The sequence below is a fragment of the Pseudomonas sp. PARCl1 genome (genome assembly GCF_947311875.1).
Taxonomy (GTDB): domain Bacteria; phylum Pseudomonadota; class Gammaproteobacteria; order Pseudomonadales; family Pseudomonadaceae; genus Aquipseudomonas; species Aquipseudomonas juntendi.
Genome location: NZ_CAMZMX010000013.1, coordinates 41,628 through 59,854, shown reverse-complemented (window position 1 = coordinate 59,854; position 18,227 = coordinate 41,628). Strand labels below are relative to the sequence as shown.

General features: G+C 58.6%; 19 protein-coding genes. 1 reads left to right on the top strand and 18 read right to left on the bottom strand.

The genetic code is table 11. The annotated features are described in order from the left end of the window. Positions 1 to 23: 23 nt before the first annotated feature. The 18 genes from QME24_RS09860 to rpmH all read right to left on the bottom strand — a co-directional run bounded on the left by QME24_RS09860 (position 24) and on the right by rpmH (position 16,056). Positions 24 to 443, bottom strand: coding sequence for a F0F1 ATP synthase subunit epsilon (locus tag QME24_RS09860; protein ID WP_029886844.1), 420 nt, complete (start codon positions 441 to 443; stop codon positions 24 to 26). Positions 444 to 487: 44 nt separating this feature from the next. Then, entirely contained in the window at positions 488 to 1,864 is a 1,377-nt protein-coding gene (gene atpD / locus QME24_RS09855; protein WP_009684662.1) for a F0F1 ATP synthase subunit beta, read from the bottom strand. 27 nt (positions 1,865 to 1,891) lie between these two features. Then, entirely contained in the window at positions 1,892 to 2,752 is an 861-nt protein-coding gene (gene atpG, locus QME24_RS09850) for a F0F1 ATP synthase subunit gamma (protein ID WP_009684663.1), read from the bottom strand. Positions 2,753 to 2,800: 48 nt separating this feature from the next. After that, a complete protein-coding gene (gene atpA, locus QME24_RS09845; protein ID WP_009684664.1) occupies positions 2,801 to 4,345 on the bottom strand; it encodes a F0F1 ATP synthase subunit alpha in 1,545 nt (514 codons plus the stop codon). 21 nt (positions 4,346 to 4,366) lie between these two features. Next, positions 4,367 to 4,903, bottom strand: coding sequence for a F0F1 ATP synthase subunit delta (locus QME24_RS09840; protein ID WP_003253191.1), 537 nt, complete (start codon positions 4,901 to 4,903; stop codon positions 4,367 to 4,369). A 12-nt stretch (positions 4,904 to 4,915) separates the two neighbouring features. Beyond that, on the bottom strand, positions 4,916 to 5,386 hold the full coding sequence (locus QME24_RS09835; protein WP_003253189.1) for a F0F1 ATP synthase subunit B: 471 nt from the start codon (positions 5,384 to 5,386) through the stop codon (positions 4,916 to 4,918). A 58-nt stretch (positions 5,387 to 5,444) separates the two neighbouring features. Further along, complete coding sequence (gene atpE, locus QME24_RS09830) at positions 5,445 to 5,702, bottom strand: F0F1 ATP synthase subunit C (RefSeq protein WP_003097235.1); 258 nt, start codon at positions 5,700 to 5,702, stop codon at positions 5,445 to 5,447. 144 nt (positions 5,703 to 5,846) lie between these two features. Further along, positions 5,847 to 6,716: a F0F1 ATP synthase subunit A gene (atpB, locus tag QME24_RS09825; protein WP_003260030.1), complete on the bottom strand. Its 870-nt coding sequence runs from the start codon at positions 6,714 to 6,716 to the stop codon at positions 5,847 to 5,849. A 16-nt stretch (positions 6,717 to 6,732) separates the two neighbouring features. Then, positions 6,733 to 7,140 (bottom strand): F0F1 ATP synthase subunit I, encoded by a 408-nt coding sequence (locus tag QME24_RS09820; protein WP_009684665.1) that lies wholly within the window; start codon positions 7,138 to 7,140, stop codon positions 6,733 to 6,735. Positions 7,141 to 7,289: 149 nt separating this feature from the next. Further along, the gene (locus QME24_RS09815; protein ID WP_054904300.1) at positions 7,290 to 8,162 is read right to left on the bottom strand and encodes a ParB/RepB/Spo0J family partition protein; all 873 of its coding nucleotides are present in this window, start codon (positions 8,160 to 8,162) and stop codon (positions 7,290 to 7,292) included. A 9-nt stretch (positions 8,163 to 8,171) separates the two neighbouring features. Next, positions 8,172 to 8,963 (bottom strand): ParA family protein, encoded by a 792-nt coding sequence (locus QME24_RS09810; RefSeq protein WP_009684667.1) that lies wholly within the window; start codon positions 8,961 to 8,963, stop codon positions 8,172 to 8,174. Positions 8,964 to 8,981: 18 nt separating this feature from the next. Beyond that, complete coding sequence (rsmG, locus tag QME24_RS09805; RefSeq protein ID WP_009684668.1) at positions 8,982 to 9,632, bottom strand: 16S rRNA (guanine(527)-N(7))-methyltransferase RsmG; 651 nt, start codon at positions 9,630 to 9,632, stop codon at positions 8,982 to 8,984. Beyond that, the gene (mnmG, locus tag QME24_RS09800; protein WP_280091140.1) at positions 9,629 to 11,521 is read right to left on the bottom strand and encodes a tRNA uridine-5-carboxymethylaminomethyl(34) synthesis enzyme MnmG; all 1,893 of its coding nucleotides are present in this window, start codon (positions 11,519 to 11,521) and stop codon (positions 9,629 to 9,631) included. The genes rsmG and mnmG overlap by 4 nt, the downstream gene beginning before the upstream one ends. A 601-nt stretch (positions 11,522 to 12,122) precedes the next feature. Beyond that, complete coding sequence (mnmE, locus tag QME24_RS09795) at positions 12,123 to 13,493, bottom strand: tRNA uridine-5-carboxymethylaminomethyl(34) synthesis GTPase MnmE (RefSeq protein WP_154211357.1); 1,371 nt, start codon at positions 13,491 to 13,493, stop codon at positions 12,123 to 12,125. A gap of 87 nt (positions 13,494 to 13,580) precedes the next feature. After that, positions 13,581 to 15,263 carry a membrane protein insertase YidC gene (yidC, locus tag QME24_RS09790; protein ID WP_009684671.1) on the bottom strand — a complete coding sequence of 561 codons (1,683 nt, stop codon included), beginning with the start codon at positions 15,261 to 15,263 and terminating at the stop codon, positions 13,581 to 13,583. A 2-nt stretch (positions 15,264 to 15,265) separates the two neighbouring features. After that, positions 15,266 to 15,511 carry a membrane protein insertion efficiency factor YidD gene (gene yidD, locus QME24_RS09785; RefSeq protein WP_009684672.1) on the bottom strand — a complete coding sequence of 82 codons (246 nt, stop codon included), beginning with the start codon at positions 15,509 to 15,511 and terminating at the stop codon, positions 15,266 to 15,268. Further along, complete coding sequence (rnpA, locus tag QME24_RS09780; RefSeq protein WP_029886846.1) at positions 15,504 to 15,908, bottom strand: ribonuclease P protein component; 405 nt, start codon at positions 15,906 to 15,908, stop codon at positions 15,504 to 15,506. Before rnpA ends, yidD begins: the two co-directional genes overlap by 8 nt. Positions 15,909 to 15,921: 13 nt before the next feature. Further along, positions 15,922 to 16,056: a 50S ribosomal protein L34 gene (rpmH, locus tag QME24_RS09775; RefSeq protein ID WP_003253163.1), complete on the bottom strand. Its 135-nt coding sequence runs from the start codon at positions 16,054 to 16,056 to the stop codon at positions 15,922 to 15,924. Positions 16,057 to 16,650: 594 nt separating this feature from the next. Here rpmH and dnaA point away from each other — a divergent pair. Then, on the top strand, positions 16,651 to 18,195 hold the full coding sequence (gene dnaA / locus QME24_RS09770) for a chromosomal replication initiator protein DnaA (RefSeq protein WP_029886847.1): 1,545 nt from the start codon (positions 16,651 to 16,653) through the stop codon (positions 18,193 to 18,195). The last annotated feature ends 32 nt before the right edge of the window (positions 18,196 to 18,227 follow it).

The window sequence follows — 18,227 nt, the reverse complement described above, 5'->3', positions numbered from 1 at the left end:
GGCAGTAAGCGGCCTGGGCCGGATTACTTACCTCTGCGCATTTGCTGGACAGTACGCAGCTGAGCAGCCGCCTCGGCCAGACGTGCGGCTGCAGCGCCGTAGTCGAAGTCCGAGCCTTTAGTGTTCAGCGCGTTCTCGGCAGCCTTGAGGGCTTCCTGAGCCTGAGCTTCGTCCAGGTCGGCAGCACGTTGCACGGTGTCGGCAAGAACCTTCACCATGTTCGGCTGCACTTCGAGGAAGCCACCGGAGATGTAGAACACCTCTTGAGTGCCACCCTGCTTGGTCAGCGTGATCGGACCTGGCTTGAGATTGGTGATCAGCGGCGCGTGGCCTGGAGCGATACCCAGATCGCCCAGGTTGCCGTGCGCTACTACCATCTCGACCAGGCCGGAGAAGATTTCTCCTTCCGCGCTGACGATGTCGCAATGGACTGTCATAGCCATCTGCTTGCCTCAACCTGATTAGCGCCCCTTGCGGGGCGCCGGGATTACAGTTTCTTGGCTTTCTCGATCGCTTCGTCGATGCTGCCGACCATGTAGAACGCTTGTTCTGGCAGGTGGTCGTAGTCACCTTTGAGGATGCCGCTGAAGCCAGCGATGGTGTCTTTCAGGGAAACGTACTTGCCTGGCGAACCGGTGAAGACTTCGGCCACGAAGAACGGCTGCGACAGGAAGCGCTGGATCTTACGAGCGCGGGCTACCAGTTGCTTGTCGCTTTCGGACAGTTCGTCCATACCCAGGATCGCGATGATGTCCTTCAGCTCTTTGTAGCGCTGCAGAACATACTGAACGCCACGAGCGGTCTCGTAGTGCTCGTTGCCGATCACGTTCGGGTCCAGCTGACGCGAAGTCGAGTCCAGTGGGTCGACCGCTGGGTAGATACCCAGGGAGGCGATGTCACGGGACAGAACGACGGTGGCGTCCAAGTGGGCGAAGGTGGTCGCTGGCGACGGGTCGGTCAAGTCGTCCGCAGGTACGTATACGGCCTGAACGGAGGTGATCGAACCTTCCTTGGTGGAGGTGATGCGCTCTTGCAGAACGCCCATCTCTTCAGCCAGGGTCGGCTGGTAACCTACTGCAGAAGGCATACGGCCCAGCAGTGCGGATACTTCGGTACCGGCCAGGGTGTAACGATAGATGTTGTCGACGAACAGCAGAACGTCGTTACCTTCGTCACGGAACTTCTCAGCCATGGTCAGGCCGGTCAGCGCTACGCGCAGACGGTTTCCTGGTGGCTCGTTCATCTGACCGTAGACCAGCGCTACCTTGTCGAGAACGTTGGAGTCCTTCATCTCGTGGTAGAAGTCGTTACCCTCACGAGTACGCTCACCCACACCAGCGAACACGGAGTAACCGCTGTGTTCCATGGCGATGTTACGGATCAGTTCCATCATGTTAACGGTCTTGCCGACGCCGGCACCACCGAACAGACCAACCTTACCACCCTTGGCAAACGGGCAAACCAGGTCGATAACCTTGATGCCGGTTTCCAGCAGGTCGTTGCCGCCTGCCTGGTCAGCGAACGAAGGCGCTGGCTGGTGGATACCGCGACGCTCTTCTTCGCCGATCGGACCGGCTTCGTCGATCGGGTTGCCCAGTACGTCCATGATGCGGCCCAGGGTGGCCTTACCAACAGGAACGGAGATGGCAGCGCCGGTGTCGACGACATCCAGACCGCGCTTCAGGCCTTCGGTCGAGCCCATCGCAATGGTACGAACCACGCCGTCGCCCAGCTGCTGCTGAACTTCCAGGGTGGTTTCCGCGCCTTGTACTTTCAGCGCGTTGTAAACACTCGGCACGACGTCACGTGGGAATTCCACGTCGATGACGGCGCCGATGATTTGAACGATACGTCCGCTACTCATAGCTGGATCCTCTGATTTTTTGAACCGTTAAACCGCGGCAGCGCCGCCGACGATTTCCGAGATCTCCTGGGTGATCGCAGCCTGACGCGCCTTGTTGTAGATCAATTGCAGCTCTTTGATCAAATCACCGGCGTTGTCTGTGGCGTTTTTCATGGCGATCATCCGGGCTGCTTGTTCAGCAGCGTTGTTCTCGACCACCGCCTGGTAGACCTGCGACTCCACGTAACGCACCATCAAGCCGTCCAGCAGCTCTTTTGCGTCGGGTTCGTACAGGTAGTCCCAGTGGTGCTTGAGTTCCTGATCCGGGGTTGCCACCAACGGTACCAATTGCTCGACCGTCGGTTTTTGGGTCATGGTGTTGATGAACTTGTTCGAAACCACCGAGAGGCGATCGATACGGCCGTCCATATAGGCGTCCAGCATCACTTTGACGGAGCCGATCAGATCATTGATCGACGGCTCTTCGCCCAGGTGGCTGATCGCGGCTACAACGTTGCCGCCAAAGATGCGGAAGAAAGTCGCACCCTTGCTGCCGATCACGCACAGGTCGATTTCCACGCCCTGTTCGCGGTTTTCGCTCATGTCCTTGACCAGGGCCTTGAACAGGTTGGTGTTCAAGCCACCGCACAAGCCACGGTCACTGCTCACCACGATATAACCGGCGCGCTTTACAGGGCGCTCGATCATGAACGGGTGGCGGTATTCCGGGTTGGCGTTGGCCAGATGACCGATCACCTGGCGGATACGCTCCGCGTAAGGACGGCTAGCAGCCATGCGCATTTGTGCCTTGCGCATCTTGCTGACCGCCACTTTCTCCATGGCGCTGGTAATTTTTTGCGTGCTTTTGATGCTCGCAATCTTACTGCGAATCTCTTTTGCGCCTGCCATGTATCACCTATCAGGTTAGCAAGCGGGGGCCGGAGCCCCCGCTGCGGCTTACCAGGTCTGGGTGGCCTTGAACTTCTCGATACCGGCTTTCAGGCCTGCGTCGATTTCGTCGTTGAAGTCACCCTTCACGTTGATCTTCGCCATCAGTTCGGCGTGATCACGGTTGAAGAAGGCGATCAGTGCTTGCTCGAAGCTACCGACCTTGGAGACTTCCACGTCAGTCAGGAAACCACGCTCAGCGGCGTACAGCGACAGAGCCATGTCCGCGATGGACATCGGCGCGTACTGCTTCTGCTTCATCAGCTCGGTTACGCGCTGACCATGCTCCAGCTGCTTGCGGGTCGCTTCGTCCAGATCGGAAGCGAACTGGGCGAATGCAGCCAGTTCACGGTACTGAGCCAGAGCGGTACGAATACCACCGGACAGCTTCTTGATGATCTTGGTCTGAGCGGCACCACCTACGCGGGATACCGAAACACCGGCGTTCACTGCAGGGCGGATGCCCGAGTTGAACATGGCCGATTCCAGGAAGATCTGACCGTCGGTGATGGAAATCACGTTGGTCGGAACGAACGCGGAAACGTCGCCAGCCTGGGTTTCGATGATCGGCAGGGCGGTCAGGGAACCGGTCTTGCCAGTGACTGCACCGTTGGTGAACTTCTCGACGTATTCTTCCGAAACGCGCGATGCACGCTCCAGCAGACGGGAGTGGAGATAGAACACGTCGCCTGGGTACGCTTCACGTCCTGGTGGACGGCGCAGCAGCAGGGAGATCTGACGGTAGGCAACGGCCTGCTTGGACAGGTCATCGTAAACGATCAGTGCGTCTTCACCGCGGTCACGGAAGAACTCGCCCATGGTGCAGCCGGCGTATGGCGCCAGGAACTGCAGTGCGGCGGATTCCGAAGCACTGGCAACAACCACGATGGTGTTGGCCAGGGCGCCGGTTTCTTCCAGCTTGCGAACGATGTTGGCAACGGTGGAGCGCTTCTGGCCGACAGCAACATAAACACAGAAAATACCGGAGTCTTTCTGGTTGATGATGGCGTCGATGGCCATGGCGGTCTTACCGATCTGACGGTCGCCAATGATCAGCTCGCGCTGGCCACGGCCGACAGGGATCATGGCGTCGACGGACTTGTAGCCAGTCTGTACAGGCTGGTCTACCGACTTACGCCAGATCACGCCTGGAGCCACTTTCTCGACCGCGTCGGTCTGGGTGTTGCCCAGCGGACCTTTGCCATCGATCGGGTTGCCCAGTGCGTCAACGACGCGACCCAGCAGTTCCTTACCAACAGGAACCTCCAGGATGCGGCCGGTGCACTTGGCGCTCATGCCTTCGGCGAGGGTGTCATAGGCACCCAGGATCACTGCACCTACGGAGTCTTGCTCCAGGTTCAGGGCCATACCATAGACGCTGCCAGGGAACTCGATCATTTCGCCGTACATGACGTCGGCCAGACCGTGGATCCGCACGATACCGTCGGATACCGAAACAACGGTACCTTCGTTACGGGCTTGGGAGCTCACATCGAGGTTGTCGATGCGGCCCTTGATGATTTCACTAATTTCGGAAGGATTGAGTTGCTGCATTGCTCTGCTGCCCCTTCAAACTCAAGATTTCAATGCTTCGGCCAGTTTCGCGATTTTGCCGCGAACAGAGCCATCGATTACCAGGTCACCTGCGCGGATGACGACGCCGCCAATCAGGCTGGCATCCTCCGACGCGTGCAGGCGCACTTCCTGGCCTAACCGTGCACTGAGAACCTTGGCGAGTTTGTCTTGCTGTTCTTGGTTCAACGCGAAGGCACTGGTGACTTCCACGTCCACGGATTTCTCTTGCTCGGCCTTGTACAGGTCGAACAGGGCGGCAATCTCCGGCAGAAGCAGGAGACGGTCGTTTTCCGCGGCAACATGAATGAAATTCTGTGCCTGTGCATTGAACTTGTCACCGCACACGTCAATGAACGTGGCGGCCTTTTCTGCGCTCGTCAGTCGCGGGGCCTTGAGCAGGCGCTGCATGGTGTCGTCTTGCGACACCGCAGCAGCCAGGCCGAGCATGGCTGACCAATTGGCCAGTTGCTGATGGGCCTGGGCGTGCTCAAAGGCAGCCTTAGCGTAAGGTCGGGCCAACGTGGTCAGTTCTGCCATGATCGCCCTCGCTTAAATTTCAGCGGCCAGTTTGTTAACCAGCTCCGCATGCGCGTTTTGATCGATTGTGGCGCCAAGGATCTTTTCAGCACCGCCAACGGCCAGGGCACCCACTTGGGCACGCAGGGCGTCTTTAGCACTGTTCAGTTCCTGTTCGATCTCGGCCAGAGCCTGAGCCTTCACACGGTCAGCTTCGACGCGGGCCTGTTCACGGGCTTCCTCGACAAGCTGAGCAGCGCGTTTCTTGCTTTGCTCAATGATTTCGGCTGCCTGTGCCTTAGCTTCACGCAGTTGCTGACCCGCTTTTTCTTGGGCCAGCTCCAGGTCGCGAGCTGCGCGGTTGGCAGCGTCCAAGCCGTCAGCAATCTTCTTTTGGCGCTCTTGCAGAGCAGTGATGACCGGAGGCCATACGTACTTCATGCAGAAGAGTACAAAAATCAAGAAGGCAACGGATTGGCCAATCAGGGTTGCATTAATATTCACGCCAACACCTCGCTCGGTCTTTGGTTCATCACAGCTATCAACTCGTGGTTACGAGTGATTAGCCGGCGATTTGACCAACGAACGGATTCGCGAAGGTGAAGAACAGAGCGATACCAACACCGATCATGGTTACGGCGTCGAGCAGACCGGCAACGATGAACATTTTAACCTGCAGCATTGGAACCATTTCTGGCTGGCGAGCAGCGCCTTCCAGGAATTTGCCGCCCAGCAGGCCGAAACCAATGGCGGTACCCAGAGCACCCAGGCCGATCAGCAGAGCAACAGCGATAGCGGTCAGACCAACTACAGTTTCCATCTTTCCTCCCGACTTTTACGTCGTATTGGTTAGGTTTTTAAGTTGAAGCGGTAAAACAAATCGTTTGGTACAGCATGCCCTTGCGGACTTTTTAAGCCCTCCCCCCAAACGAGCGGGGAAGGCTATCAGACACGCCAGGCGGTCTTAATGGTTATCTTCGTGCGCCATCGACAGGTAGACGATGGTGAGCATCATGAAGATGAAAGCTTGCAGGGTGATGATCAGGATGTGGAACACCGCCCACGCCCATTGCAGCACGACACCCAGGCCGCTCAGCCACAGCAGGCCGGAACCGAACATGACCGCGATCAGGATGAACACCAGTTCGCCGGCATACATGTTGCCGAACAGACGCAGTGCCAGCGAGATCGGCTTGGCGATCAGGGTGACGAATTCGAGCAGGAAGTTGACCGGAATCAGCAGGATCTGCACGAAGATGTTCTTGCTGCCGAACGGGTGCAGGGTCAGCTCACCGATGAAGCCGCCCAGGCCCTTGACCTTGATGCTGTAGAAGATGATCAGCGCGAATACGCAGAACGCCATGGCCAGGGTCGCGTTCGGGTCGGTGGTCGACACGGCGCGGAACGGAATGTGCGGATCACCGGAGATCAGGATGGCCAGCTGAGGAATCCAGTCGACCGGTACCAGGTCGACGGCGTTCATCAGGAATACCCAGACGAAGATGGTCAGCGCCAGCGGTGCGATGACCGGGCTACGGCCGTGGAAGGAGTCCTTCACGCTGCCGTTGACGAAGTCGACCATCACTTCCACGAAGTTCTGCAGGCCGCCAGGCTGGCCGGAGGTGGCCTTCTTGGCCGCCATGCGGAAGATGAACAGGAAGATCAGACCCAGCGCGACGGACCAACCCAGGGTGTCCAGGTGGAACGCCCAGAAGCCCATTGCCTTGGCTTCTGCAGCCGAATGGGCAAAGCCCCAGCTGCCGTCTGGTAGTTGACCGTAGGTCAGGTTCTGCAAGTGGTGCTGGATATAGCCCGAAGCGGTTTCTGCTGCCATGGTTGCCTCAAACGCCCTAAGGTCTCGAAAGTCTTTTATTCATCAGCAGGGGCGCGAACCAGCTGACCAAAAGGGTCAACACGAAGACGCCGAATACTGCTAGCGGCGCCAGTGGCTTCACTCCTGCGAAGGTCAGTGCAAAAAGCACTGCCGTCAAAATCATCTTGCCTGCCTCGCCAGCGTAGAACGACTTGACGATGGCTTGTGCCGCCCGAGCTCCGCTAAAGCGAAAAGCCTTCCAGGCGAAATACACGTTGGGCAGCCAGGCAATCAAACCTCCGCAAAGGCCTGAATATCCACTGACCGCCCCTTTCCACTGCCACAACACCAGGGTCGCCAGCAGGAATACGACAAATTGAGCCAGCAGTACCGGAAAAACCGCCCAGCGATGGAAAGGCAGGCGGTTTGGCGTGCGGATTTCCATCACAACTGCTCCTCGGAAGTCGACCAACAAGTCAGTGATGACTTGGCATAATTTGTGCCGACAAAATGCGCGCAGAGTATAGGGGTGGTTTAACCCCTATTCAACTCTTCGGTAGTGATTTCCGACTGCCCGCTACAACAGCAATTGTTTCAGCGGATGTGTGCAAGCACACCTTGCAACTCGTCAAGCGAGTTGTAGCGAATAACCAATTGGCCTTTGCCCTTGTTGCCGTGGCGAATCTGCACAGCCGAGCCCAGGCGCTCTGCGAGCCGCTGTTCAAGGCGCGTGATATCCGGATCAGGTTTGCCCGTTTCGACCGGTTCAGGTTTGTCGCTGAGCCACTGGCGAACCAGTGCTTCAGTTTGGCGCACGGTGAGACCACGTGCGACAACATGACGCGCCCCCTCTTCCTGGCGATTCTCATCCAACCCGAGCAATGCGCGGGCATGACCCATTTCCAGGTCGCCGTGGGCGAGCATGGTCTTGATCGCCTCTGGCAAGGTAATCAGGCGCAGCAGGTTGGCCACGGTGACCCGCGACTTGCCGACCGCATCGGCCACCTGTTGCTGAGTCAGTTCGAACTCCTGCTGCAGCCGCTGCAGGGCCAGCGCCTCTTCCAGCGGGTTGAGGTCTTCACGCTGGATGTTCTCGATCAGTGCCATGGCGATGGCGGCCTCGTCGGCCACTTCGCGGACCATGGCCGGGATGGTGTCCAGGCCGGCCTGCTGGGTGGCACGCCAACGGCGCTCACCGGCAATGATCTCGTAGCGGTTATCGCCGATCGGGCGCACCACGATCGGTTGCATCACCCCATGGTTGCGAATCGAGTGGGCAAGTTCTTCCAGCGCCTGTGGGTCCATGTCCCGGCGTGGCTGATATTTGCCACGCTGGATCAGTTCGACCGGCAGGTGCTGAAGCTCCTTCTGGTCGATCTTCACAGCCTGCTCTTCGAGCGCGCTCACGGTAGGACCACTGAGCAGTGCATCCAACCCACGTCCGAGACCCCGTTTCTTGACGGCCATACGGATTCCTTAAGTTGTCTGTGCAGTGCGCGACTGACGGCGTTGCCGGCGAACCAGTTCCCCAGCCAGCGCCAGATAAGCCAGGGCGCCACGCGATTGCTTGTCGTAGGCCAGGGCCGGCATGCCGAAGCTGGGGGCCTCGGCCAGGCGAATGTTGCGCGGAATGACCGTGTCGTAAAGCTGGGGCCCGAAGTGCTCCTTGAGCTGGGCCGACACATCGTTGTTCAGGCTCAGGCGGGGATCGTACATGGTCCGCAGCAAGCCCTCGATCTTCAGCTCCGGGTTCAGCCGGGCAGCGATGCGCTTGATGTTATCCACAAGGTCACTGAGACCCTCCAGTGCGTAGTACTCGCACTGCATGGGGATGATCACGCCATCGGCTGCGACCAGGGCGTTGAGCGTCAGCATCGACAGCGACGGCGGGCAATCGATCAGGATGTAGTCGTAGTTGTCACGGATGGGCGCCAGCGCGTTGCGCAGGCGGCTTTCCTTGACCTGCATTTCCAGCAGCACCACTTCGGCGGCGGTCAGGTCGCGGTTGGCCGGCAGCAATTGAAAACCACCGTGCTCGGAGTAATGCATGGCCTGGGCCAGGTCGCACTCCCCGATCAGCAGGTCGTAGACCGAGTGCTCGAGTTCGTGTTTGTCCACACCGCTGCCCATGGTTGCGTTGCCCTGCGGATCGAGGTCGATCAGCAGCACACGACGCTTGGTTGCGGCCAGCGAGGCGGCGAGATTGATACAGGTGGTGGTCTTGCCTACACCACCTTTCTGGTTCGCGATTGCGAATACCTTAGCCATTGATGCGCGTGTTCCCAGTCATGCCTTGCGGCGCAGTATCAGCAGATGGCGCTGGCCCTGGCAACCTGGAACGGTCAGGGCCTGTTCGCTTTCCACTGTGAAGTCTGCGGGCAATGCTACCAGTTCATCGGCAGGATGCAGCCCCTTCATTGCAAGCCATTGCGTCCCGGTGTCGCCCAGGTGGCGGGTCCAGTTGGTGAAGTTCTCCATGCTGCTGAAGGCACGGGAGATGATCCCATCGAACGGTTGTGCAGGTTGGAACGCCTCGACCCGGCTGTGGATAACCGTGAGGTTGTCCAGCTTGAGTTCCATTTTCACCTGGGTCAGGAAGCGGGTTTTCTTGCCATTGGCATCGAGCACGGTCACCCGCTTGTGCGGATGCAGGATAGCCAAAGGAATACCAGGCATGCCACCACCACTGCCGACATCCAGCCAGTTGTCCCGCGCGCTGTGGATAAACGCCATGACGCTCAGACTGTCGAGCAGATGCCGCGAAACCATCTCGTCCGGGTCGCGCACGGCGGTCAGGTTGTAGGCTTTGTTCCATTTGATCAACAAGGCCAGGTAGCCGAGCAGTTTTTCATGCTGCTCGGCACTCAGTTCTACACCAAGCTGCCGCGCACCTGTGGACAACTCTTCAGCATGTTGCGGGGTAACCAGGGCACTCAAGCGCTTTGCTCCAATTCGCGGCCAGCGCCGCGTTTTTTCAAGTGAATCAGCAACAGGGAAATCGCCGCCGGGGTCACGCCTGGAATGCGCGATGCCTGGCCCAGGGTTTCCGGGCGGGTCTGGCCCAGCTTGCCCTGGATCTCCTTCGACAGGCCGGAAATGGTCGTGTAATCGATATCCACAGGCAACCGGGTGTCCTCGCTGGCACGCAGGCGAGCGATCTCATCCTGCTGGCGGTCGATGTAACCGGCGTACTTGGTGCGAATCTCGACCTGTTCGGCGACCTGTGGATCGATTGCCTCACCGCCGGTGGCCTCGATCAGGCCGGCGTAGTCGATTTCCGGGCGGGCCAGAAGGTTGAGCAAGCTGTACTCGTGGCTGAGCGGCGTGCCGAACTTATCCACAATGGCTTGGCCTTGTTCGGTATTGGGTCGTACCCAAGTCGACTTCAGGCGCTGCTCCTCGCGTTCGATACCGTCGCGCTTGGCGCAGAAGGCCGCCCAGCGCTGGTCATCGATCAGGCCCAGTTCACGGCCCTTTTCAGTCAGACGCAGGTCGGCGTTGTCTTCGCGCAGAATCAGCCGGTACTCGGCACGCGACGTAAACATACGGTACGGCTCCTGGGTGCCCAAGGTAATCAGGTCGTCGACCAGTACGCCGATGTAGGCCTCGTCACGGCGAGGGCACCAGCTGTCACGGCCTTGTGCCCGCAACGCGGCGTTGGTCCCGGCCAGCAGGCCCTGGGCGCCGGCTTCTTCGTAACCGGTGGTGCCATTGATCTGGCCGGCGAAGAACAAGCCGCCGATGACTTTGGTCTCGAGGCTGTACTTGAGGTCACGCGGGTCGAAGTAGTCGTACTCGATGGCATAGCCAGGGCGCACGATGTGGGCGTTTTCCATGCCACGGATCGAACGGACCAGTTCCAGCTGCACGTCGAACGGCAGCGACGTGGAAATACCGTTCGGGTACAGCTCATGGGTGGTCAAGCCCTCGGGCTCGATGAACACCTGGTGGCTTTCCTTGTCGGCGAACCGGTGGATCTTGTCTTCGATCGATGGGCAGTAGCGCGGGCCCACACCTTCGATCACGCCCGAATACATCGGCGAGCGGTCGAGGTTCGAGGCAATGATCTCGTGGGTACGCGCGTTGGTATGGGTAATCCAGCAACTGACCTGGCGCGGGTGCATTTCGGCATTGCCCATGAACGACATCACCGGTATGGGCGTATCGCCTGGTTGCTCGGTCATGACCGAAAAATCCACCGAACGACTGTCGATACGTGGTGGCGTACCCGTTTTCAATCGGCCCACGCGCAGTGGTAGCTCGCGCATACGGTGTGCCAGCGCGATCGAAGGCGGATCACCGGCACGACCACCTGAATGGTTTTGCAAGCCGATGTGGATCAGACCGCCAAGGAAGGTACCGGTGGTCAGTACCACCGATTCGGCAAAGAAACGCAGACCCATCTGGGTCACCACGCCTTTGACCTGATCCTGCTCGACGATCAGGTCATCGCAGGACTGCTGGAATATCCACAGGTTTGGCTGGTTCTCCAGGATTTCACGAACCACCGCCTTGTAGATGGCGCGGTCGGCCTGGGCACGGGTTGCCCGTACAGCTGGACCTTTGCGGTTGTTCAGAACGCGGAACTGGATGCCGCTCTTGTCGGTAGCCAATGCCATGGCGCCGCCAAGGGCATCGATCTCTTTGACCAGATGGCTTTTGCCGATACCGCCGATAGCGGGGTTGCAGCTCATGTGACCGAGGGTTTCCACGTTATGGGTCAACAGCAGGGTTTTCACACCCATGCGTGCTGACGCAAGCGCAGCCTCGGTACCGGCATGGCCGCCGCCGATGACGATCACTTCAAAACGGGAAGGGAAATCCACCACGCACCTCGTGCCTGTTTTTGCGAATAGAGAAGGTAAGCCGACAAGTATAGGGACTTACCCCCCCTTAAAGAAACCGTCTGAGCAAATTTTGACCAGTCTGTGGATGAGTGGCACACAACAGAAATCAAAGAAGAGAAATTTATAAAAGCTTTGTTTTTATGTTTATTCTTATGCACAGCCCTATCTGTGGATAAACCTTTGCAGGCGTTGAATTACGTCATGTACAGAGAAATTAAAGCCTGTGGTTGGAGTGGCCTGAGGGGTATGGATAACGTAATTTAGCCTGTGGATTAAATGCCTGTTTACCCACAGGGGGTTTTGTCCTCAGAAAAAAAGCATGCTTATCAACGGAGCTGAAGGCGGGTTTTCCACAGGGCTCCTGAGCGCATTTCCAAGCTTGTGTATGAAAAATTGTGAGCCTGTACTGGCCTTCTCGCAGGTAAACCCGTTCCCACAGGAGGGCGGAACAAGCATGGCAAGCAGGAAGCTTGTGGGTGCTGGCAGGCCGGCGATGGCGCCCGCACGGCAGATGCGTGAATTCCAGGCAAAAAAAAAGCCGCTCCCGAAGAAGCGGCCCTTGGCAGTGCCCGGCTGTGGATTATTTGCCGATACAGAAGCTGGAGAAGATCCGCCCCAGCAAATCATCCGAACTGAATGCCCCGGTGATCTCGCCCAACGCATGCTGGGCCTGACGCAGGTCTTCCGCCAACAGCTCTCCCGCGCCCGCCAGGGTCAGTTGTGCGCGGCCATGCTCCAAGTGCTCACTGGCCTGGCGCAACGCATCCAGGTGGCGCCTGCGGGCGCTGAAACCGCTCTCGGCAGTCTGTTCATAACCCATGCAGGCCTTCAGGTGGTCGCGTAGCAGCTGCAGGCCTGCGTCATTGCCCTTGGCGCTGAGGGTGATCGTGACGTGGCCATCATCACATTGTTCCAGCCCTACCCGCTCGCCACTCAGGTCTGCCTTGTTACGGATCAGCGTAACCTTCGCCGGGTTTGGCCGCTGGTCGAGAAACTCTGGCCACAGGGCAAACGGGTCGCTGGCTTCCGGCGCTGTGGAGTCGACCACCAGCAATACCCGGTCAGCCTCGCCAATGGCCTTCAGCGCCCGTTCCACACCAATCTTTTCCACATGGTCATCGGTGGCCCGCAACCCGGCGGTGTCCACCACATGCAGCGGCATGCCATCAATGTGGATATGTTCGCGCAAAATATCCCGTGTGGTGCCGGCAATGTCGGTGACGATCGCCGCTTCGCGCCCGGCCAGCTGGTTCAGCAGGCTGGATTTACCGGCATTGGGCCTGCCGGCGATAACCACCGTCATGCCGTCGCGCAGCAATGCACCCTGCCCGGCCTCGCGCTGCACGGTGGATAACTCTCGGCGTACGGTATCGAGCATCGACAGCACGTGCCCGTCGGCGAGGAAGTCGATCTCTTCTTCAGGGAAGTCGATCGCTGCCTCGACGTAGATGCGCAATGCGATCAACGCCTCGGTCAAACCATGCACACGCTTGGAGAACTCGCCCTGCAGCGAGCGCAGGGCGTTGCGGGCCGCCTGGCTGGAGCTGGCCTCGATCAGGTCGGCAATAGCTTCGGCCTGCGCCAGGTCGAGCTTGTCGTTGAGGAATGCGCGCTCGCTGAACTCACCTGGGCGGGCCAGCCGACAGCCAACTTGTACACAGCGCTGCAGCAGCATATCCAGCACCACCGGGCCACCGTGGCCCTGCAGCTCAAGCACGTCCTCGCCGGTGAACGAATTGGGCCCGGGGAAGAACAACGCGATCCCTTCGTCCAGTACCAGCCCTTCCTCATCGCGGAAGGGGCCGTAATGGGCGTGGCGCGGGGTAAGCGTACGGCCGGTGATCAATTGCCCAGCCTTGGCGGCCAGGGGCCCGGACAACCTGACAATCCCCACCCCGCCGCGGCCCTGGGCGGTGGCGATGGCTGCGATGGTTTCACGCACAATGTTCATGCTCGAAAGCCTCTACGACAACAACGACAGATAGCAAAAACGCCCCACTAGGGGGCGTTTTTATTCACAGGCTAGCGTAGCAGCCCGTCAGGCAGCAGCTTTTTTCGTGGCTGCTTCGATGCGACGTGTGATGTACCACTGCTGCGAGATCGACAAGCAGTTGTTCACAACCCAGTACAGCACCAGACCCGCTGGGAACCACAGGAAGAAGAAGGTGAAGATGATCGGCATCATTTTCATCACCTTGGCCTGCATCGGATCCGGCGGCGTTGGGTTAAGGCGTTGCTGGATGAACATGGTGGCGCCCATGATGATCGGCAGGATGAAGAACGGATCCTTGATCGACAGGTCGGTAATCCACAGCATCCATGGCGCCTGGCGCATTTCAACGCTTTCCAGCAGCACCCAGTACAGGGCCAGGAACACCGGCATCTGCACCAGGATCGGCAGGCAGCCGCCCAACGGGTTGATCTTCTCTTTCTTGTACAGCTCCATCATCGCCTGGGACATCTTCTGGCGATCATCACCGAAGCGCTCTTTCAACGCGGCGAGTTTCGGTGCAACGGCACGCATGCGCGCCATGGAACGGTAGCTGGCAGCCGACAACGGGAAGAACAGGCCTTTGATCAGCATGGTCAGCACGATGATCGACCAGCCCCAGTTGCCCAGCAGGCTGTGGATATGTTGCAGCAGCCAGAAGATCGGCTGGGCGATGAACCACAGGAAGCCGTAGTCGACGGTCAGTTCCAGGCCTGGGGACAATTCCTTGAGCTTGGACTGGATCTTCGGACCGGCATACAGCATGGCGCTGGTTTCAACCTTGCCACCGGCAGGTACGTTCAGTGCCGGGCCGGTGTAGCCGATGATGTAGTTGCCTTGGCTGTCCTTGCGCGTCTGAACAACGTTGTTGTCCGACTTGGCCGGGATCCACGCGGTCACGAAGTAGTGCTGCAGCCAGGCTACCCAGCCACCAGACACATTTTCTTTCAAATTGCCCTTGTCCATGTCCTTCATCGAGACCTTTTTGTAAGGCTCGGAAGCTGTCCACAGGGCTGCACCCAGGTAGGTGGCGGTGCCGGTCGCAGTGCTCGAAGACGGATCGCCGCTGGCGTCACGCTTGAGCTGGGCAAACATGTTGCCGCTCCACGGCTGGCTGCTCTGGTTGTCGATCAGGTAGCTGACATTCAGGTCGTACTCACCGCGCTTGAAGCTGAAGCGCTTGATGTAGTTGACGCCGTTGTCGCTGAACTTGAGGTCGACCACCAGTTGCTGCTGGCCGTCAGCCAGTTGGTAGCTTTTCTGCTCGGCGGCATACAGTGGGCGGCCGCTGGCGCGGGCATCCGGGCCGTTGGCGCCGGTCAGGCCACTTTGTGCCAGGTAGACACGCTCACCACCATTGTCGAACAACTGGAACGGGATGTCCGGGTGGTCCTGGCGGCGGGGGTATTTCGGCAGGTTCAGCTGGACGATGTCACCACCAACCGGGTCGATAGCCAGCTCAAGGACGTCGGTCTTGACGCGGATCAGGTCCTTGCTGAGTGCGACCGGTGCCAGTTCGGCAGGGCTGGAGTCGGCGTTGGCGCTCGGTACATCGGCGCTGGCACCGTTGTTACCGGCCGGCACGCCATCGGGCAAGCCCGGCGCAACAGTGCTGGCAGCAGTATTCTGAGTCGGCAAGGCAGCTTGGCCGTAGTCATCGTTCCACTTCAGGACCATGACGTAGGACACGACTGCCAGCGCGGCGATCAGGATCGTGCGTTTAATATCCATGATTACTCGGCTATCGAAGAAGTTCGGGAGGAAGGAGCGGGTGGAACGGGGTCGAAACCGCCTGCATTCCACGGATGACAACGCCCCAGGCGACGAACAGCCAGCCACCCACCACGCCACAAGCCATGATTTTCGATGGCTTCGTAGGCGTAACAGGAGCAGCTGGGGAAGAAACGACAGTGGCTGGCCATCAGAGGACTAATGGCGTAACGGTAAAACTGGATCGGAACGAGCGCCAGTTTACGCATCTTGGCTGTCTACCCCTGCGCAATTGGCGGTGACTACTGGTGCTGGGCGGGAGCGCGCCAGGCGTTTCCAGAGTTTGCCAAAGTGTTGGTGCAATTCCGGGTTTTCTACTTCACCCAATCCCTTGCGCGCGACGATCACGATGTCCAGGCCGGCGAGTAACTGCTGGTTCAGACGAAAGGAATCGCGCATCAAGCGCTTGAGGCGATTGCGTTGAACGGCGAGTTTGACGCTTTTCTTGCCGATCACCAGGCCCAGCCGTGGGTGATCGAGGCCGTTCTCGCGAGCAAGGATAAGCAGGTTTTTCCCTGGAACCTTGCCGGTTGGGGAGTCGAAGACCGCTTTGAAATGCCGGGGTGTAAGCAGTCGCTTTTCCCGACTGAAGTCCTGACTCACCACCTGTGCCGAAAAATCAAATGGCCAGACGCTTACGGCCTTTGGCACGACGACGCGACAGAACAGCGCGGCCGTTCTTGGTAGCCATACGGGCACGGAAACCGTGAGTGCGCGCGCGCTTGATGGTGCTTGGTTGGAAAGTACGTTTCATGGCGTGTTACCTGGTTTGTCGACGACGGGCCGGGATGGCCCCCTTTTTACGAGACCGGCGATTCTAGAGAAAGCAAGCCCGTAGGTCAATTTCCAACCAGTCTTTCCCTATAGAGCATGTGATGGACGGCACTGCTCGGCCATGACCCCCAGGGTGCTTGATCGAAGGTACGCCTTGGGGACAACATGAAAAAAAGAAGAGAGATATAAAAAGCTTTTCTGATAAACCTATAAAGCTTAGGTGGATAACTTTCTGTGGATAACCTACTCAAGGCCACGGTTAATGGGATGTACAGCGTTTCATAAGTATGTTGTGAAGCCGTGCTGCACTTGTTTCGTAGGTGGTCGCAACCTGTGGATTAAATAGCCTGTTATGCACATGTGAATTATCCACAGGCTACAACTCAGGGTTGTGCATAGCCCTCATGGCGGGTTATCCACAGAGCTTATCAACACCGCCTTCATGCCAATCTGGTCGATAAATGGCTGATTTGTCATGGTTACTCATGTGTCCACATGTGGATAACTGGACGCTCGACCGGTACAATGGCGGTTTGTTTTTGCCTCATCCGGCTTTCAAACTCAGGGGATATCCGTGTCAGTGGAACTTTGGCAGCAGTGCGTGGAGCTTCTGCGCGATGAACTGCCTGCCCAGCAATTCAACACCTGGATCCGTCCGCTACAGGTCGAAGCCGAAGGCGACGAGTTGCGCGTCTATGCGCCTAACCGTTTCGTTCTCGATTGGGTCAATGAAAAGTACCTGGGCCGCTTGCTCGAATTGTTGGGCGAGAACGGCAGCGGCATAGCACCTGCCCTTTCCTTATTAATAGGCAGCCGCCGCAGCTCGGCCCCGCGCGCCGCGCCCAACGCGCCGGTCAGTGCTGCGGTCGCCGCTTCACAGGCGCAGACCCAGGCTAAAAGCCAGACCCTCAAGGCTGCGCCTGCTGCGGCTACCCTCGAACCTGCAGCAGTAACGGTTACCGAATCTGTTCCGATGGATGAAATGGCCGAGCCGTCTTCGCGCGACAGCTTCGATGCCATGGCTGAGCCGGCCGCTGCGCCAGCCACCAGTGGCAGGGCCGAACAGCGCACCGTACAGGTTGAAGGTGCGCTCAAGCACACCAGCTATCTGAACCGAACCTTCACCTTCGATACCTTTGTCGAGGGTAAGTCGAACCAGCTGGCGCGCGCAGCGGCCTGGCAGGTCGCAGACAACCCCAAGCATGGCTACAACCCGTTGTTCCTTTATGGCGGAGTGGGTCTGGGTAAAACCCACCTTATGCATGCTGTGGGTAACCACCTGCTGAAGAAGAACCCGAACGCCAAGGTTGTGTACCTGCATTCGGAGCGCTTCGTCGCAGACATGGTCAAGGCGCTGCAGCTCAATGCCATCAACGAATTCAAGCGTTTCTACCGTTCGGTAGATGCGCTGCTGATTGACGATATCCAGTTCTTTGCCCGCAAGGAGCGCTCCCAGGAAGAATTCTTCCACACCTTCAACGCGCTGCTTGAGGGTGGCCAGCAGGTCATCCTGACCTCCGACCGCTACCCCAAAGAGATCGAAGGCCTGGAAGAGCGCTTGAAGTCGCGCTTTGGCTGGGGCCTCACGGTTGCCGTAGAGCCGCCAGAGCTGGAGACGCGTGTAGCCATCCTCATGAAGAAGGCTGACCAGGCCAAGGTCGAACTGCCGCATGATGCAGCGTTCTTCATCGCCCAGCGTATCCGTTCCAACGTTCGCGAACTGGAAGGTGCGCTGAAGCGGGTGATCGCTCACTCGCATTTCATGGGGCGCGATATCACCATCGAGCTGATCCGCGAATCGCTGAAGGACCTTCTGGCCCTGCAGGACAAGCTGGTCAGTGTGGATAACATTCAGCGTACCGTCGCCGAATACTACAAGATCAAGATCTCCGATTTGCTGTCCAAGCGACGGTCGCGTTCCGTGGCGCGCCCTCGCCAGGTGGCCATGGCGCTGTCCAAAGAGCTGACCAACCACAGCTTGCCGGAAATCGGCGACATGTTTGGCGGGCGCGACCATACGACCGTGCTGCACGCCTGTCGCAAGATCAACGAATTGAAGGAATCCGACGCGGATATCCGCGAGGACTACAAGAACCTGCTGCGAACGCTGACGACCTGATGGCCGTGTGCGCAGCTAATTGAAGGCAAGGG

What these genes read in the sequence shown, in the direction of transcription:
- atpD (WP_009684662.1), bottom strand. Translation starts at nt 1,864, where the DNA reads ATGAGTAGCGGACGTATCGTTCAAATCATCGGCGCCGTCATCGACGTG.
- QME24_RS09815 (WP_054904300.1), bottom strand. Translation starts at nt 8,162, where the DNA reads ATGGCCGTCAAGAAACGGGGTCTCGGACGTGGGTTGGATGCACTGCTC.
- yidC (WP_009684671.1), bottom strand. Translation starts at nt 15,263, where the DNA reads ATGGATATTAAACGCACGATCCTGATCGCCGCGCTGGCAGTCGTGTCC.
- rpmH (WP_003253163.1), bottom strand. Translation starts at nt 16,056, where the DNA reads ATGAAACGTACTTTCCAACCAAGCACCATCAAGCGCGCGCGCACTCAC.
- mnmE (WP_154211357.1), bottom strand. Translation starts at nt 13,493, where the DNA reads ATGAACATTGTGCGTGAAACCATCGCAGCCATCGCCACCGCCCAGGGC.
- atpE (WP_003097235.1), bottom strand. Translation starts at nt 5,702, where the DNA reads ATGGAAACTGTAGTTGGTCTGACCGCTATCGCTGTTGCTCTGCTGATC.
- yidD (WP_009684672.1), bottom strand. Translation starts at nt 15,511, where the DNA reads ATGCGTAAACTGGCGCTCGTTCCGATCCAGTTTTACCGTTACGCCATT.
- atpB (WP_003260030.1), bottom strand. Translation starts at nt 6,716, where the DNA reads ATGGCAGCAGAAACCGCTTCGGGCTATATCCAGCACCACTTGCAGAAC.
- QME24_RS09810 (WP_009684667.1), bottom strand. Translation starts at nt 8,963, where the DNA reads ATGGCTAAGGTATTCGCAATCGCGAACCAGAAAGGTGGTGTAGGCAAG.
- atpG (WP_009684663.1), bottom strand. Translation starts at nt 2,752, where the DNA reads ATGGCAGGCGCAAAAGAGATTCGCAGTAAGATTGCGAGCATCAAAAGC.
- QME24_RS09860 (WP_029886844.1), bottom strand. Translation starts at nt 443, where the DNA reads ATGGCTATGACAGTCCATTGCGACATCGTCAGCGCGGAAGGAGAAATC.
- atpA (WP_009684664.1), bottom strand. Translation starts at nt 4,345, where the DNA reads ATGCAGCAACTCAATCCTTCCGAAATTAGTGAAATCATCAAGGGCCGC.
- QME24_RS09820 (WP_009684665.1), bottom strand. Translation starts at nt 7,140, where the DNA reads ATGGAAATCCGCACGCCAAACCGCCTGCCTTTCCATCGCTGGGCGGTT.
- QME24_RS09840 (WP_003253191.1), bottom strand. Translation starts at nt 4,903, where the DNA reads ATGGCAGAACTGACCACGTTGGCCCGACCTTACGCTAAGGCTGCCTTT.